The sequence below is a fragment of the Nocardia sp. NPDC050799 genome, from assembly GCF_040654015.1.
Lineage (GTDB): Bacteria > Actinomycetota > Actinomycetes > Mycobacteriales > Mycobacteriaceae > Nocardia.
Map to the genome: position 1 here is coordinate 138,405 of NZ_JBFAHF010000008.1, position 14,238 is coordinate 152,642.

Sequence of the window (14,238 nt, forward strand, 5' to 3'; positions counted from 1 at the left end):
GTGCGCGGACCAAGGACGGGCTGCGCCGATCGGGCGTGTCTCCGCATCCGCTCCCGCTGTGCGCGGAGCTGCGCCCGGCTGCTCTGGACCGGCGTACCTCCGCCTTTGCTGTGGTCGTGTGCGGGCCGGGGGCGGGCTCCGCCCGGCCGCGCCGATTAAGCTGATGCCCGATGTCCTCCGCCAACGCAGTCTCCGATCGCCTGCTCACCAGGATCGGTGGACTGCTGCGCAAAGCCGAAGCCACCGACAACGAGCACGAGGCCGAGGCATTCCTGGCCGCGGCGCAGCGGCTGGCGACCCGGTCTTCGATCGACCTGGCGGTGGCGCGGGCGCACACCCGGGATCGGGAACGGCCCAGCGCGCTGATCCAGCGGATGATCCCGATCGGTGAACCCGGCCGCAGGGGTCTGCGCACCTATGTGCAGCTGTTCGTGGCCATCGCCGCCGCCAACGATGTGCGCTGTGATGTGGCCCGCACCTCGACCCAGGTCTACGCCTACGGGTTCGCGGCGGATATCGCCGTCTGCGAAGCGCTCTACTCCAGCCTGCTGGTGCAGATGGTGCGGGCGTCGGACCGGTACATCAAGTCCGGCGATCACCGGGCCGCGACCATGGAGAAGGTCCTCACCGAGCGCCGGGCCGGGCGGCGGGTGCGCCGGGTGGTGCGGGTGCCGGTAGCCGGGGTGACGGCCAGGCTGAATTTCCAGCTGGCGTTCGCCGAGCGCATCGGAATCCGGCTCGCCGAGGCCAGAGCGGACGTCGAACGGTCCGCGACCGGCCGCGACAACCGGGCCGCCGGGCCGGGCGCTGCGGACCGGGCCGCGGAAACGGCGCTGGCATTGCGCGGCAAGGAGATCGAACTCTCCGATTTCTACACCCGTAACTCGGAGGCCCGCGGCACCTGGCGCGGACCGCGCACCTCCACCGGCTACGCCCCGGACGCCCGGCGCGCGGGGGACCGGGCCGGGCGAGCGGCCCGGCTCGGGCCGGCGCGGGAACTGGACGGCGCGCGCGGGCAGCTCCCCGGATAGCCGGCCGTGCGGGATACGCAGCGTGTGAAGGTGTATGACGCCGAGCAGCTGGTGCGTTCGGTCTTCGACCGGGCGGCGGACTTCGGGCAGCGCACGGTCGAAGTGCACGGGTCGCGGCTGACCTTGCCGGTGGAGCGGAAATTCGCCTCGGTGGATTCGGTGCAGCAGTACTGCGACCGGGTGCTCGCGCTCGGCTGGGTCGCGACTACCTGGGAGCGGGCGGGTGTGCCGATCCGGGTGCGCGCTCGCGCCGGAAATGTGGCCGCTCATTACGAATCCGGGCACGCCGTACTGGCAGTACCCCTGCACGCGGAGCCCGCGGCGCGCGGGCGGGCCGCGTGGGCGCTGCGAGAACTGGTCGTGCTGCACGAATTGGCACACCATCTCGAACCACGGCCGGAGGCGGTGGCCGCACACGGCCCCGAATTCTGTTCGCGGTATGTGGAGCTGGCCGATGGGGTGATCGGGCCGGAGGCGGGACTACTGTTGCGCCTGACCTTCCACGACTCGGGTGTGCGGTTGGGTTGAGACTCCGGTCTCGCCCCGGGTGTCCGCGGCCGGCGGTTTCAGCGCGCCGCGTCCGGTCCGGTCCGGAGGCCGATGAGGAAGAAGGCCCGGATGTCCGCGGCGAGTAGTTCGGGGACCTCCATGGCGGCGAAGTGGCCGCCGCGGTCGAACTCCGACCAGTGCCGGATGTCGTAGAGCCGTTCGGCCAGCGGTCGCACCGACTGGGTGATGTCGTGGGTGAACACCGCCACCCCGAGCGGCACCGGGCACGGTGCCGACCCCCGGGTGGACTCACGCGTCAGTCGTGCGGAGGAGGCCGCGGTGGCGGTCAGCCAGTACAGCGAGACATCGGTGAGCATCCGCTCATCGCTGACGGGTGTGCGGGGGTCGGTCCACTGGGCGAAGCGCTCTGCGATCCAGGCCAGCTGGCCGACCGGGGAGTCGGTCAGCGCGTAGCCGATGGTCTGCGGGGCGGTGGCCTGCAACGCCTGGTAGGGGGGCCGGTTCGCCATCAGGTACTGCACCTTGTCGAGCCGGGCCCGATCGGTTTCGGACAGTTCGAGGCCGGCGGCGAGGTCCGGCCGGGTCGGTAGGTAGTTGACGTGCACACCGACGACGTGTTCGGGTGCCAGCGCGCCGAGCGCCTGGGAGATACCTGACCCGAAATCGCCGCCCTGCGCGCCGTAGCGCTCGTAGCCGAGACGGTGCATCAGTTCGGCCCAGGCACCCGCGACCCGGGTGAGGTCCCAGCCGCGCTCGTGGGTGGGCCCGGAGAAACCGAAGCCCGGGATGGAGGGGATCACGAGGTGGAAATCGCGGGAGAGCGGTTCGATCACGTCGAGGAACTCCAGGAACGAACCGGGCCAGCCGTGGGTCAGGATCAGCGGCAGCGCAGCCGGTTTCAGCGATCGGACATGGACGAAGTGGATGTTCTGCCCGTCGATTTCGGTGGTGAAGTGGGGGAGTTCGTTGAGTTCGGCTTCGTGTGCGCGCCAGTTGTAGCCGGTGCGCCAGTATTCGGCGAGTTCCCGCAGCCGGGCCAGCGGGAAGCCGTAATCCGTCCCGGCGTCGGTGATCTCGTCGGGCCAGCGGGTGCGGGCGAGCCGGTCGGTCAGGTCGTCGAGGTCGGCCTGTGGGATATCGATCTCGAAAGCGCTGATGGCGGTCGGGTTCACGGTGGTCTCCTGCGTGGGAGTGGGTCGATGGTCGGCAGATGGAGTGGGTGACGTACATCCCGTCAGGGTGAGGGCGATCGCGGCGAGGGCGGCGTATCGAACGAGACCGTCCATATGACTCTTTTGTTGGTGTTGCCAACGATATCAAATGTTGGTGTTACCAACAAATGTGTTGATCCGGTCGCGCGGGAAGGGTGCGCCGAAAGCGGGAAAACAGCTGGTCGACCAAGAGGAAACCGGTGCGATGGGGGATGCGGTACCGCCGCGCCGGCCTCCGACGCCATGACGCACGACGCGGCCATCTCGCCGTGCACTGCTTGAAAATGGTGCGCTCAGTGGTGGGGAACTCGGCCCGGCGACCGAAAACGTGAACCCTCCGGCGGTTCTGTGGGCGGCCGCGGCCGGAGGAGATGCCGCCGAATGGGGCCGGGGCACCGAAGTCGTGGCCTACCGCCGATCAGGCGCGGCGGTGCGCGACGACGGCCGGCGCCTCTGCGCGCCCGCGGCGGAGTCGATGACTGCCGAGCTGTGAATCGGTGCTCGGCGCACACTCCGCCCGGCGGCCACGGCTTTACCGTGTCATGCGCGCACGGCGCCCGGTCCCGCCACAACCCGGCGCGACGTTCGCCGAGCGCTGTCGGCCAGGGCGAGTCCGGCGCGACTCGACCGGGCTTTCGGTGGCCCGGGCCGCGGATCCGGGTGGCGGCGCCCGGCGGACCTCAGACTTGCGTGTGCCGCGACTCCAGCAACCGTCGCATGCGGGCGATCCACCATTCGGTGCGCTCCGGATCCGGGTGGCGGTACTTCTCCAGCAGGGCGGGATCCGGTGCGGGGGCGGTACGCGGGACCGGTAGGAAACCGTCCACCGGGCGCAGGGATTCGGTGACGATATCGCCCTCGAACAGGTTCACCGTGCCGAGGCCGCACGCGTGATCGAGTTCCGGGAGGGCGCCGGCCAGGGCCAGCTGCGCGGCCAGTCCGACGCTGGTCTCCAGGGCGGAGGAGATCACGCACGGTAGTCCGGCGGCCTCGGCGACCCGCAGGGCCCGCCGCACGCCGCCGAGCGGAGTGCATTTGAGGACCGCGATATCCGCGGCCCCGGCCACCGCGACCCGCAGCGGGTCCTCGGCGCGGCGGATGGACTCGTCGGCGGCGATGGGTACCTCGACCCGGCGACGTACGTCGGCGAGCTCCTCGACCGTGCGGCACGGTTGCTCGACGTACTCCAGACCGCCTGCGGCCCGGTCGATCTCGCGGATGTTCCGGACGGCGGTGGTGACATCCCAGACGGCGTTGGCGTCGACGCGGAGCGCACCCCCCGGGCCCAGCGCCGACCGTACGGCTTCCACCCGGGCCAGGTCTTCCGGCAGTGAGCCGGGATGGTCGGCGATCTTCACCTTCGCCGTGCGGCAACCGGACCCGGCGACGATCTCGTATGCCTGATCCGGGTCGACGGCGGGCACCGTGCAGTTGACCGGGATCCGGTCCCGCACCGGTTCGGGCCAGCCGACGGTGATCTGTTCGAGGGTGGTGTCCAGCCAGTGCGCGGCCTCGTGGTCGGCATATTCGGCGAACGGGCAGAATTCGCCCCAGCCGTGGGGTCCGCGCAGCAGCACCCCTTCGCGCACGGTGATCCCGCGGAACTTCGACCGCAGCGGGATCGCGTAGACGTGCACCTCGTCGATCCGGGGCAGTTCGCTCACCGGAACCACACTAGGCCAGGTCGTGCGCGCGGCCGAGGACGAGCGGGCGCCGGCCGGGTGGTGGCGGCGGGCCACCACCCGGTCCGTACCCCGCGATCAGAGCCGTTCGAGAATCGTGGCGTTGGCCAGACCGCCCGCCTCGCACATGGTCTGCAGGCCGTAGCGGGCGCCGCGGTCGTGCATGGCGTGGACGAGGGTGGTCATCAGCCGGGCCCCGGAGGCGCCGAGCGGATGGCCGAGGGCGATTGCGCCGCCGTGGACATTGACCCGTTCCGGATCGGCACCGGTGTCGTGTTCCCAGGCCGTCACCACGGAGGCGAACGCTTCGTTGATCTCGATGAGGTCGATATCGGCGAGGGTGAGCCCGGCCCGGTCCAGGACCTTGCGGGTAGCCGGGATGACCGCGGTCAGCATGAGCAGCGGATCGTCTCCGGCCACCGCGAAACTGTGCAGCCGGGCCAGCGGGCGCAGGCCGAGGGCGCGGGCCCGTTCACTGGTGGTGATGAGCACGGCGGCGCTGCCGTCGCTGATCTGGCTCGCCGACGCCGCGGTGATGTTCCAGCCGATCTGCGGGAATCGTTCGGCCATGGCCGGGTCGTAGTAGGCGGGTTTCAGCCCGGCCAGGGTGTCGAGGGTGGAACCGGTGCGGATGCCCTCGTCGGTGTCGAGGCCCGCCAGCGGGGCGAGTTCGGCGGCGAATTGCCCGTTCTTGGTGGCCTGTGCCGCCTTCTCGTGGCTGTTCAGCGCGAATTCGTCGAGCTGCGCCCGGCTCAGTCCCCATTTCGCGGCGATGAGTTCGGCGCTGATGCCCTGCGGGACCAGCCCGTCCGGATACCGCCGGGTGAAACCCACCCCGGAGATGTCATCGGCGCCTCGGGCGCTCGCGCCCATCGGGACCCGGCTCATGGATTCGACTCCGGTGGCCACCACCATGTCGTAGGCGCCGGCGAGCACGCCCTGTGCGGCGAAGTGGACGGCCTGCTGGCTGCTGCCGCACTGGCGATCGACCGTGGTGGCCGGCACCGACTCGGGGAAACCGGCCGCCAGCGCCGCTCGCCGGGTCATGTTCACGCCCTGTTCGCCGACCTGGCTCACCACGCCGCCGATCACGTCGTCGATGAGGGCCGGGTCCACCCCGGTCCGGGTGATCAGCGCGCTCAGGCTGTGGGCCATGAGGTCCACCGGGTGGATGCCGTGCAGGGCGCCGTTGGGCTTGCCGCGTCCGATGGGTGTCCGTACCGCATCGACGATGACCGCGTCTCGCATATCGATTCCTTCCGCCGCCGGGGCGAACCCTGGCTAAAGTTATCTAAAGCCAGATTAGGCGCTGACATCAGTGGAGGCAAGTCAGGGTCGATATGATGGGCGGATGGCAGCGGTGATGGAAGGCCCCCTGGCCGATCTCGACTCGTGGAAACCCGACCACTGCTCGATCGCGATGGCGCTCGAGGTGGTCGGCACCCGCTCGGCGATCCTGATTTTGCGGGAGGCCTACTACGGCACCACCCGGTTCGACGGTTTCGCGGCCCGGGTGGGGATCACCGACGCCGCCGTCGCCGGCCAGTTGCGCAAGCTCACGCAGGCCGGACTGTTCACCAGGCAGCCGTACCGGGAAGAGGGAAAACGCACCCGTCACGAATACGTGCTGACCGCGAAAGGCCGCGATCTGCTACCCGTGGTGCTGGCGCTCATGCAGTGGGGCAATGCCCACCTGCAACCCGGACCACCCCCGCTGGACCTGGTCGAGGCGGCCACCGGGGACCCGGTCCGGGTACAGGTGCGCAGCGAATCCGGCCGTGAGATAGGCATGGACGAACTCGGCGTCCGGCTCAACGAACAGTGGCGGGCGACCCGGCGGCATGCCGCCGGGTCGACGGCAACCGATCACCCGTAGTGACAACGGCAGGCCGCGATGCGAATGTCTTCGTCCACAACCTTGCACACCAGTCGTTGATCCGGCGTGACCAGAGCCGCGGAAACCGTGCTTCAAGGGTTCCGGTTTCTCTGACGTACTCAGAGTTGTACGTACCGGTCTTCTGCCGGCGCAAGGTCGGCAGCCGGTTGGGTTCAGCTCAGGCGGCGGCCGTCGTCGGGCGCGAAGAAGTAGACGTGCTCGGTGGCCGTGGCCAGACGCACCCGGCTGCCCTTCGCCGGCGGGTTGCGCCAATCGGTACGTGCCACGATCGTGTCCGCGCCCTGCGTGTCCTCGGTGGGCCGGCCGTAGATGAAGGCGTCGGAGCCGAGCTCCTCGACCACATCCACCTCGATCTCGATCCCGGAATCACCGGCTTCCAGATGCTCGGGGCGGATACCCACCGTCACTGTCGCGCCCGCGGCATCGACCACCGATCGCGGCAGTGGCAGCGCGTACCCACCGATCCGCACCGTACCGTCGGTGACCGGGAGCGTGAACAGGTTCATCGCCGGTGACCCCATGAACCCGGCGACGAACACATTCGCCGGTTCCCGGTAGAGGTCGCGCGGGGCGGCGCACTGCTGCAGCAGCCCGTCGCGCATCACCGCGACCCGGTCGCCCATGGTCATGGCCTCGACCTGGTCGTGGGTGACATAGACGGTCGTGGTCGCCAGCCGGCGCTGCAGCTGGGCGATCTGGGTGCGGGTCTGCACCCGCAGTTTCGCGTCCAGATTGGACAGCGGTTCGTCCATCAGAAAGACCTGCGGGTCACGCACGATGGCCCGGCCCATGGCCACCCGCTGCCGCTGACCACCCGACAGCGCCTTGGGCAGGCGGTCCAGCAGCGGTTCCAGATCGAGCAGACGGGCCGCCTCGAGCACCCGGCGCTGCTTCTCGTCCTTACCGACCTTGGCCAGTTTGAGTGCGAAACCCATGTTCTCGGCCACCGTCATATGCGGGTACAGCGCATAGTTCTGGAAGACCATCGCGATATCGCGATCCTTGGGGTCGGAATGGGTGACATCGCGGTCACCGATCAGGATGCGGCCGCCCGATACTTCCTCGAGTCCGGCGAGCATGCGCAGTGAAGTCGATTTCCCGCATCCCGAGGGGCCGACCAGCACCAGGAACTCACCATCGGCGATCTCGAGTTGCAACTGATCGACAGCGGGTGTCTTGGCCCCCGGGTACTGCCGGGTGGCGCGATCGAAGGTCACCGTGGCCACGGCTTGTTCACTTCCCTTCACCGGTTGGAACACGCGAAGTGGAGCGAATTCGCAACATGTGCGTGGTCATGGCGTCAGAGGCTACCGCTGGTGTTCTCGAGCTCCGCATGGTCTGTACGTTTTCGGTGCGTATCGTGCCAGTGAACGCACCGACTGTCCACCCCGCCGGCGCCCCGCGACGTGCCGGCCCGGGTCTCCGCGGTCTCGCGAATCGACGGCCCCAGGCGGTCCGGGTGACGCGCCGGGGCGGCCCGCGGGGAGCCGCGGCGCACCCGCCCGCCGCGCGGTGCGCACGCCGGTCGAGCGGCTGCGTGAACGGATGCCCCGCGGATATGCGGCTGTGCCGGGATGAAGGATCGCAGGGACACTTGACTGTGCCGCTGCGGCACAGTTCAGGGTGGGTATCCTGCCGGTGCGTTCGCGGCGGCGGAAACCTAGCGGAGGAGCCGGATATGACGTGGAGCACCCGTCAGCTCGCGGAACTCGCCGGCACGAGCGTGCGGGCGGTACGCCATTACCACGACATCGGACTGCTCGCCGAGCCCGAACGCGCCTCCAACGGTTACAAGCGCTACGGCGTCGCGCATCTGCTGCGGGTGCTGCGCATCAAACGGCTCGCCGACCTCGGAATACCGCTGTCACAGATCGCCGAAATGGGCGACGGCGACGATTTCCCCCGCGACGCGCTACAAACCCTGGACGCCGAGTTGGCCACGACCATCGAACGGCTGCAGCGCATCCGGGTGGAGCTGGCGCTGATCCTGCGACAGGGCACCTCTACCGACCTGCCCCCCGATATCGGTCCGGCGGCCTCGGTACTCACCGATGCCGATCGTGCCTTCACCCTCATCCTCACCCGCGTCCTGGGTCCCTCCGGCCTGGGCGCGCTCCGGGAGCTGTTGAACGATCAGCGCGATATCCCCGCGACGACGGACTTCGACAACCTGCCGCGCGACGCCGATGAACCCACCCGGGCGGAACTGGCCGAACGACTGGCCCCGTATGTGGATGAGGTGACCTCCGAGTATCCCGAGATAAGCGCACCGCCGAACGATTCGCCGGTGGGGGCAAAACGCGCAACCGAAGCGGTCGGCAAGGCGCTGCGGGATCTGTACAACCCGGCGCAGCTCGACGTCCTGGTCAAGGTGAACCGGCTGCTCTACGGACCGGATGGGCAGCGTCCAGCAGCGGATCGGCCGCGGCGGTCCGACTCCGCGTGAACCGCCGCGGTGGCGACGGTGGGTGCGCTACAGCCAGCCGTTGCGGCGGAATACGACGACCAATCCGCCGCAGGCCGCGATCATTACCGCCAGTACGACGGGATAGCCCCAGACCTGCTTCAATTCGGGCATGTGCTCGAAGTTCATACCGTAGATTCCGGCGACCATCGTGGGGACCGCGGCCAGCGCGACCAGAGCCGAGATCTTGCGCATATCGGTGTTCTGCCGGACCGTGATCCGGGCCAGGGTCGCGCTGATCAGCGCGGAGAGCACGTCGTCGAAGTCGTGGACCCGTTCGGCGGCGGTGGTGTGGTGGTCGGTGACGTCACGTAGGTACCGGCGGATCTCCTTGTTCAGGCCGGATTCGGGCCCGGTGAGCACTTGCAGTGGGAGGGCCAGCGGCACCACCGCGCGGCGCAGTTCCACGATCTCGCGTTTGAGCTGATAGATCGATTCGATGGTGAGCCGGGAGCGGGGAGTGAAGACTTCCTGCTCCATCTCCTCGACATCGGTTTCGATCTCCTGCACAACATCGAGATAGGCGTCGACGACGTGGTCGGCGATCGCGTGTAGCACCGCGCCCGGCCCCAACCGCAGACGCTCGGGGTCGGCTTCCAGTTCCGCGCGGACCTGCCGTAACCCCGAGTGTTCGCCGTGCCGGACCGCGACGACGAAGTCGGTGCCGAGGAAGACGAGTATCTCCCCGGTCAGCACGATCTCGCTGACGCTGTGCATATCGTGCTCGATATAGGCCACGGTCCGCATACCGAAAACCACAGTGTCGTCGTAGCGTTCCAGCTTGGGGCGTTGCCTCCCGGCCACCGCGTCCTCCACGGCCAGCCGGTGCAAGCCGAATACCTCGGCGACCGTACCCATCTGGTCGAGATCGGGTTCGTGCAGGCCCAGCCACACGAACCCGCCACCGTCGCGTACCTCCGCCAGTGCCTCGGCGAAACCGAACCGCCCCGGCAGCCGCTGTCCGTCGCGATAGATTCCGCAGTCCACGACCGCCCGCGCCGCCGGCACCGGAACCCGCGGAGACGACACTTCCGACCCGCCATCGCGGTGATCCGTTCCACTCGACACCCGGCGAGCCTAGAACCACCCGTGACCGGCCGCCACCGCCCGGCGTTCCTGCGGTCATCGGCGTTCCGCGCGCGCGTAGCCCGCGGAACGGCGGATCGGAGCCCGATCCTGACCGATATGACCCGCAAGATCACCGCGGCTCTCGACGCCGCGTGAGCGGAGAACGCCGGCCGGGACCGTCCGGCCGGATCTCCACCACAGATGTGCGAGGGCCCCGGACACCGCGCGGGTGCTCATCGTCGAGCACCCGCGTGCGCCGCACCGTTGTCCGGCGGGGTGAACAGCGAACGCACCGCGTAACCCCCTCATCGGGCTACGCGGTGCGTCGTGGCGGCGCCGGAGGATTCCGGCTGGGTCAGCTCGCGGTGGTGAGTTCGCCCTCGGGTTCTCCCGGACGGACCGGTGGGTGCGCCGGCCGCTCCGGTTCCTTGGTGAAGAACAGCATCGCCGCCGAGCCGATCAGGCACAGCACCGACATGACGATGAAGCCGCCGTCGTAGGTGCCGGTTTCGGAGACGATGAAACCCATCACCGACGGGGCCACGATCCCGGAGAGGGCGAAGCACGCGTCGGCGAAACCGGCCGCGGTACCGGGCTGGGTCGGGGCCGCGTCGATCGAGGCCACCCACCAGATCCCGCCGGTGATGAAGCCGAAGCCGACACCCGCGGAGATGCAGATCAGGGCGACGGTGAGGTTGCCGGGGAAGAACAGGATCGGGGCGATCGAGGCACCGGCGAGCAGAAGCGCCACGCCGATGATGAGGAATCGCGACCGGATGCTCTCGGTGCGTTTGTACACGCGGTCCACCAGGATGCCGCCGGCGAGCGCGCCGACCACACCGGCCGCCCACGGTGCCACCGAGAAGCCGCCGACCTCCTTGATGGAGAGCCCGAATTCGTGTTCCAGGTACTGGGGGAGCCAGTACATGAAGGCCCAGAACATGAATCCCCAGGCGAAGTAGCCGAGTCCGACGAGCCACAGGTTGCGGTTGCGCAGGATCTCGCCCCAGTCGACCTTCTCCTCGTGGCCGCTGTCCTCGCCTTCGGCCTGTCCGGCGCGGATGTAGCGCAGTTCCTTGTCCGAGACGAAGGAGGCTTCGCTCGGCGAATTCTTCAGGAACGGGTAGGCCACGACCACCCAGACCAGTCCGGCGACCGCGAGCACGAAGAACATGCCCTTCCAGCTGACCAGCGCGATCAGCTGGGTCAGGATCGGTCCGCCGATCAGCAGGCTGCCGGAGACGGCGACGCCGCCGATGAGAGCGAGCGCCTTACCGCGTTCGTGCGCCGGCAACCACCGGCTGGCGAGCCGCGTCGCCGCCGGGAAGCAGGGTGCCTCACCGGCTCCGAGCAGGATGCGCAGCAGGATCAGACCGATGAACCCGCCCGCGAACGGGGTCAGCGCGGTGGCCGCGGCCCAGATGAACATCCCCACGATGAGGACGCGGCGGGAACCGTACCGGTCGACCAGCGGCCCCGATAGGAGGGCGAACAGCATGTAGCCGATCGAAAATGCGGAACTGATGAGGCCGTACTGGCCTGTCGTGATACCGAACTCGTCCCGCAGATGACTTGCTGCGAACGAGATGGCGCTGCGATCGACATAATTCACCACCACCAGGCCCAATATGATGGCGATTGTCCACCAACGCGATTTCATAGCGAACTCCTCGGATAAAGCTGCCGCGGGTCAGATGACCCCGCGTGCCCGCAGGTCGTCGATGTCCTCGGGGCTGCGCCCGAGCTGGGTGAGGACCTTGTCGGTGTCGGCACCGGCGGGTCGTCCGGTGTGCCGGATCGCCCCGGGCGATCGAGTCATGCGCCACATCACGTTCTGCATGCGCATGGGGCCGAGCTCGCTGTCCTCGACGGTGGTGACCATGTCGGTGGCGACGACCTGCGGATCGGTGAGCAGGTCGCTCGGACGGTAGACCGGCGCGACGGCCGCGCCGGCTTCTTCGAAAACGCTCGTGACCTCGTCACGAGTTCGTTCGGCGATCCAGCCGCCGACGTATGTGTCGAGCAGGTCCGCGTGCTCGGCGCGGGTGCGCCCGGTCGCGAACCATTCCTCGTCGATCACCTCGGGATGCCCCACCAGCCGCATCACCCGTTCGGCGATGGCCTGGGCACTGGTAGAGATCGCGACCCAGTGGTCGTCCTTGGTGCGGTACAGGTTGCGGGGCGCGTTGTTCTGCGACCGGTTACCGGTCCGCTCCTGGTCGATCCCGAGCTGATCGGCATAGATCACCCCGGGGCCGACCGCGGTCATGATCGGGGTGAGCAGGTCGAGATCGACCTCCTGCCCGGTGCCGCCGTTGCGTTCGCGTTCGAACAGCGCCATCGAGATCGCCGAGGAACCGGCGACACCGGCGATGGAATCGGCGAGCCCGAAGGCCGGCAGGGTGGGCGGCCCGTCGGGCTGCCCGGTCAGGTGGGCGAACCCGCTCATCGATTCGACCAGCGTGCCGAACGCGGGACGTTTCGCGTAGGGGCCGTGCTGCCCGAAACCGGTGACGCGCAGCATGATCAGCCCGGGGTTACCGGACGAGAGCTCCGCGTAGGACAGACCCCAGCGTTCGAAGGTGCCCGGACGGAAGTTCTCGATCACCACATCCGCTTCGGCGGCCAGATCCCGGAAGATCTGCTGTCCGTCGGGAGTGCTCAGGTCCAGCGTGACCGTCTGTTTGTTGCGGGCGACCATCTTCCACCACAGCGGGATCCCGTCCTTGTCCAGGCCGTGGCCGCGCATCCCGTCCGGTTTCTGCGGATGCTCGATCTTGATGACCTCGGCGCCGAAATCACCCAGGATCTGGGCGGTCAGTGGTCCGGCCAGAATGGTGGAGGCATCCAGGACTTTGATTCCGCGCAGCGGACCGGTCGGCTGCAACTCGTCGTTCAACACCGGGCTCCTCAGTACGGACGCGAGATGTAGCGGCCCTCGGGCGCACCGGTGACCACGCCGTCGGCCAGCACCCGGTTACCGCGCACGAAGGTGTCGGTGACCGCGGCGGTCAGCTCGAAGCCCTCGAACGGCGTGTACTCCTGGGTGGATTCGGAGTCCGCGGCGCGCACGGTCCAGGTGCGGTTCGGGTCGACGATCGCGATATCGGCGTCCACGCCCTCGGCGAGCCGGCCCTTGCCGGGCAGGCCGTAGCGGTCGGCCGGGTTCGAGGCGACGAGCTGGGCGATGCGGCGCAGCGACAGACCGCGCTTGCGGCCCTCGGTGACCAGCCCGGGCAGTAGGTACTCGGTGCCGCCGAAACCGGACTTGGCGGCGAACACATCGTCGCGGTCCTCGCCGAACTTCACCTCGTCCTTGCAGCAGGCGTGGTCGGAGACGACCCAGTCGATATTGCCGGCGAGCAGGTGCTCCCACAGCGCTTCGACGTCCTCGCGCGGGCGGATCGGCGGGTTCACCTTGGCGCCCAGGCCGTTCGCGTTGTCGATATCGGTGAGCAGGTGACCGATGGTGACCTCGCGGCGGAAGTTCACGTGCGGGAATGCCTCGGCCATCTTCATGGCGGCCTTCAGTGCCTTGGCCGAGCTCAGGTGCAGCAGGTTGATATTCGGCAGTCCGGTCTCGTCGGCCAGGAAGGACGCGATGGTCACGGCCAGGCCTTCGGAATGCTGCGGGCGTGAGGCGCTGTAGGCGGCGAGACCGCTGAGCGTGCCTTCCTGCTCGACGATCTTGGTGTAGGCGCTCATGATCTCGGCGGTCTCACAGTGCAGCGACAGCGAGATGTGGTCGGCGAGTTCGGGGAACTGCTCACGCGCCTGCTGCACGCCGCGCATCACGAACTCGAAATGCGCGATGTCGTAGCGCTCGTCCTCGGGGATCATCAGGAAATCGCTCTGCGAGGTGGAACGCCCGTGCAGGCCGTGGCTGCCGTAGAACATGAAGATCTTGAACGAGGTCACGCCCTGATCGGCGGCCAGCGCGGGGATCTCGCCGATATGTTCCTTGGACATGGGCGCCAGGTGGAACGCGTAGTCGATGTAGCTGCGACCGGCCGAGGCGTCCAGCACCTCCGGGAAGAAGTCGGCGTAGGCGCCGCCCTTGTTCAGGTAGTACTGCCCGGTCCGCATATAGGTCAGCGCGGTGGTGACACCGCCCTGGGCGCTCGCGCGGGACTCGGTCTGCGTGTCCTCGGCCAGCGGGTTGTAGATGCCCCAGTGCTGGTGGGCGTCCACCACGCCGGGGAAGATCAGCTTGCCGGATGCGTCGACGATCTCGGCATCCGCGGACTCCAGGTTCGCGCCGATGGCGGCGATCTTGCCGTCGACGATCAGGATGTCCGCGGATTCGCCCTCCTCGGGGGCCGAGTTGTCGGTGCGCACCACGGTGCCGTTCTTGATCAGGTACGAGGTCATTTCT

At 68.5% G+C, this 14,238-nt stretch carries 13 protein-coding genes; 5 read left to right on the plus strand and 8 right to left on the minus strand.

Features of this window, described 5'->3' with window-relative positions:
- The first annotated feature begins 170 nt into the window (after positions 1-170).
- The gene (locus tag AB0H42_RS11020; protein ID WP_357053164.1) at positions 171-1,031 is read left to right on the plus strand and encodes a DUF2786 domain-containing protein; all 861 of its coding nucleotides are present in this window, start codon (positions 171-173) and stop codon (positions 1,029-1,031) included.
- Positions 1,032-1,037: 6 nt separating this feature from the next.
- Positions 1,038-1,559 carry a TIGR04338 family metallohydrolase gene (locus AB0H42_RS11025; protein ID WP_357053167.1) on the plus strand — a complete coding sequence of 174 codons (522 nt, stop codon included), beginning with the start codon at positions 1,038-1,040 and terminating at the stop codon, positions 1,557-1,559.
- Between the two features lie 38 nt (positions 1,560-1,597).
- On the opposite strand, the gene AB0H42_RS11030 is transcribed toward AB0H42_RS11025, so the two are convergent.
- Positions 1,598-2,827, minus strand: coding sequence for an epoxide hydrolase family protein (locus AB0H42_RS11030; protein WP_357053170.1), 1,230 nt, complete (start codon positions 2,825-2,827; stop codon positions 1,598-1,600).
- Between the two features lie 253 nt (positions 2,828-3,080).
- Between AB0H42_RS11030 and AB0H42_RS11035 the strand changes: the two genes are divergently transcribed.
- Positions 3,081-3,245: a hypothetical protein gene (locus AB0H42_RS11035; protein WP_357053173.1), complete on the plus strand. Its 165-nt coding sequence runs from the start codon at positions 3,081-3,083 to the stop codon at positions 3,243-3,245.
- A gap of 187 nt (positions 3,246-3,432) precedes the next feature.
- Here AB0H42_RS11035 and AB0H42_RS11040 read toward each other — a convergent pair whose 3' ends face one another.
- Positions 3,433-4,407 carry an o-succinylbenzoate synthase gene (locus tag AB0H42_RS11040; RefSeq protein WP_357053379.1) on the minus strand — a complete coding sequence of 325 codons (975 nt, stop codon included), beginning with the start codon at positions 4,405-4,407 and terminating at the stop codon, positions 3,433-3,435.
- Positions 4,408-4,512: 105 nt separating this feature from the next.
- On the minus strand, positions 4,513-5,682 hold the full coding sequence (locus AB0H42_RS11045) for an acetyl-CoA C-acyltransferase (RefSeq protein ID WP_357053176.1): 1,170 nt from the start codon (positions 5,680-5,682) through the stop codon (positions 4,513-4,515).
- Between the two features lie 103 nt (positions 5,683-5,785).
- Between AB0H42_RS11045 and AB0H42_RS11050 the strand changes: the two genes are divergently transcribed.
- Complete coding sequence (locus AB0H42_RS11050) at positions 5,786-6,310, plus strand: helix-turn-helix domain-containing protein (RefSeq protein WP_357053179.1); 525 nt, start codon at positions 5,786-5,788, stop codon at positions 6,308-6,310.
- Between the two features lie 173 nt (positions 6,311-6,483).
- On the opposite strand, the gene ugpC is transcribed toward AB0H42_RS11050, so the two are convergent.
- Complete coding sequence (gene ugpC, locus AB0H42_RS11055; RefSeq protein ID WP_357053382.1) at positions 6,484-7,557, minus strand: sn-glycerol-3-phosphate ABC transporter ATP-binding protein UgpC; 1,074 nt, start codon at positions 7,555-7,557, stop codon at positions 6,484-6,486.
- Positions 7,558-8,009: 452 nt separating this feature from the next.
- Here ugpC and AB0H42_RS11060 point away from each other — a divergent pair, with 452 nt between their 5' ends.
- The gene (locus AB0H42_RS11060; RefSeq protein WP_357053182.1) at positions 8,010-8,777 is read left to right on the plus strand and encodes a MerR family transcriptional regulator; all 768 of its coding nucleotides are present in this window, start codon (positions 8,010-8,012) and stop codon (positions 8,775-8,777) included.
- A gap of 27 nt (positions 8,778-8,804) precedes the next feature.
- Here the strand turns inward: AB0H42_RS11060 and AB0H42_RS11065 are convergent, their stop codons facing one another.
- The 4 genes from AB0H42_RS11065 to AB0H42_RS11080 form a co-directional block, all read right to left on the minus strand.
- Positions 8,805-9,863 carry a magnesium and cobalt transport protein CorA gene (locus tag AB0H42_RS11065; protein WP_357053185.1) on the minus strand — a complete coding sequence of 353 codons (1,059 nt, stop codon included), beginning with the start codon at positions 9,861-9,863 and terminating at the stop codon, positions 8,805-8,807.
- A 355-nt stretch (positions 9,864-10,218) separates the two neighbouring features.
- Positions 10,219-11,523, minus strand: coding sequence for an MFS transporter (locus AB0H42_RS11070; protein ID WP_357053188.1), 1,305 nt, complete (start codon positions 11,521-11,523; stop codon positions 10,219-10,221).
- Positions 11,524-11,553: 30 nt separating this feature from the next.
- Positions 11,554-12,762: a CoA transferase gene (locus AB0H42_RS11075; protein ID WP_357053191.1), complete on the minus strand. Its 1,209-nt coding sequence runs from the start codon at positions 12,760-12,762 to the stop codon at positions 11,554-11,556.
- A gap of 11 nt (positions 12,763-12,773) precedes the next feature.
- Complete coding sequence (locus AB0H42_RS11080) at positions 12,774-14,234, minus strand: dihydroorotase family protein (protein WP_357053194.1); 1,461 nt, start codon at positions 14,232-14,234, stop codon at positions 12,774-12,776.
- Positions 14,235-14,238 lie beyond the last annotated feature (4 nt).

Excerpts from the sequence above, each read along its gene's own strand:
- AB0H42_RS11020 (WP_357053164.1), top strand. The coding sequence starts at position 171 with ATGTCCTCCGCCAACGCAGTCTCCGATCGCCTGCTCACCAGGATCGGT.
- AB0H42_RS11030 (WP_357053170.1), bottom strand. The coding sequence starts at position 2,827 with ATGGACGGTCTCGTTCGATACGCCGCCCTCGCCGCGATCGCCCTCACC.
- AB0H42_RS11045 (WP_357053176.1), bottom strand. The coding sequence starts at position 5,682 with ATGCGAGACGCGGTCATCGTCGATGCGGTACGGACACCCATCGGACGC.
- AB0H42_RS11050 (WP_357053179.1), top strand. The coding sequence starts at position 5,786 with ATGGCAGCGGTGATGGAAGGCCCCCTGGCCGATCTCGACTCGTGGAAA.
- AB0H42_RS11060 (WP_357053182.1), top strand. The coding sequence starts at position 8,010 with ATGACGTGGAGCACCCGTCAGCTCGCGGAACTCGCCGGCACGAGCGTG.
- AB0H42_RS11070 (WP_357053188.1), bottom strand. The coding sequence starts at position 11,523 with ATGAAATCGCGTTGGTGGACAATCGCCATCATATTGGGCCTGGTGGTG.
- AB0H42_RS11080 (WP_357053194.1), bottom strand. The coding sequence starts at position 14,234 with ATGACCTCGTACCTGATCAAGAACGGCACCGTGGTGCGCACCGACAAC.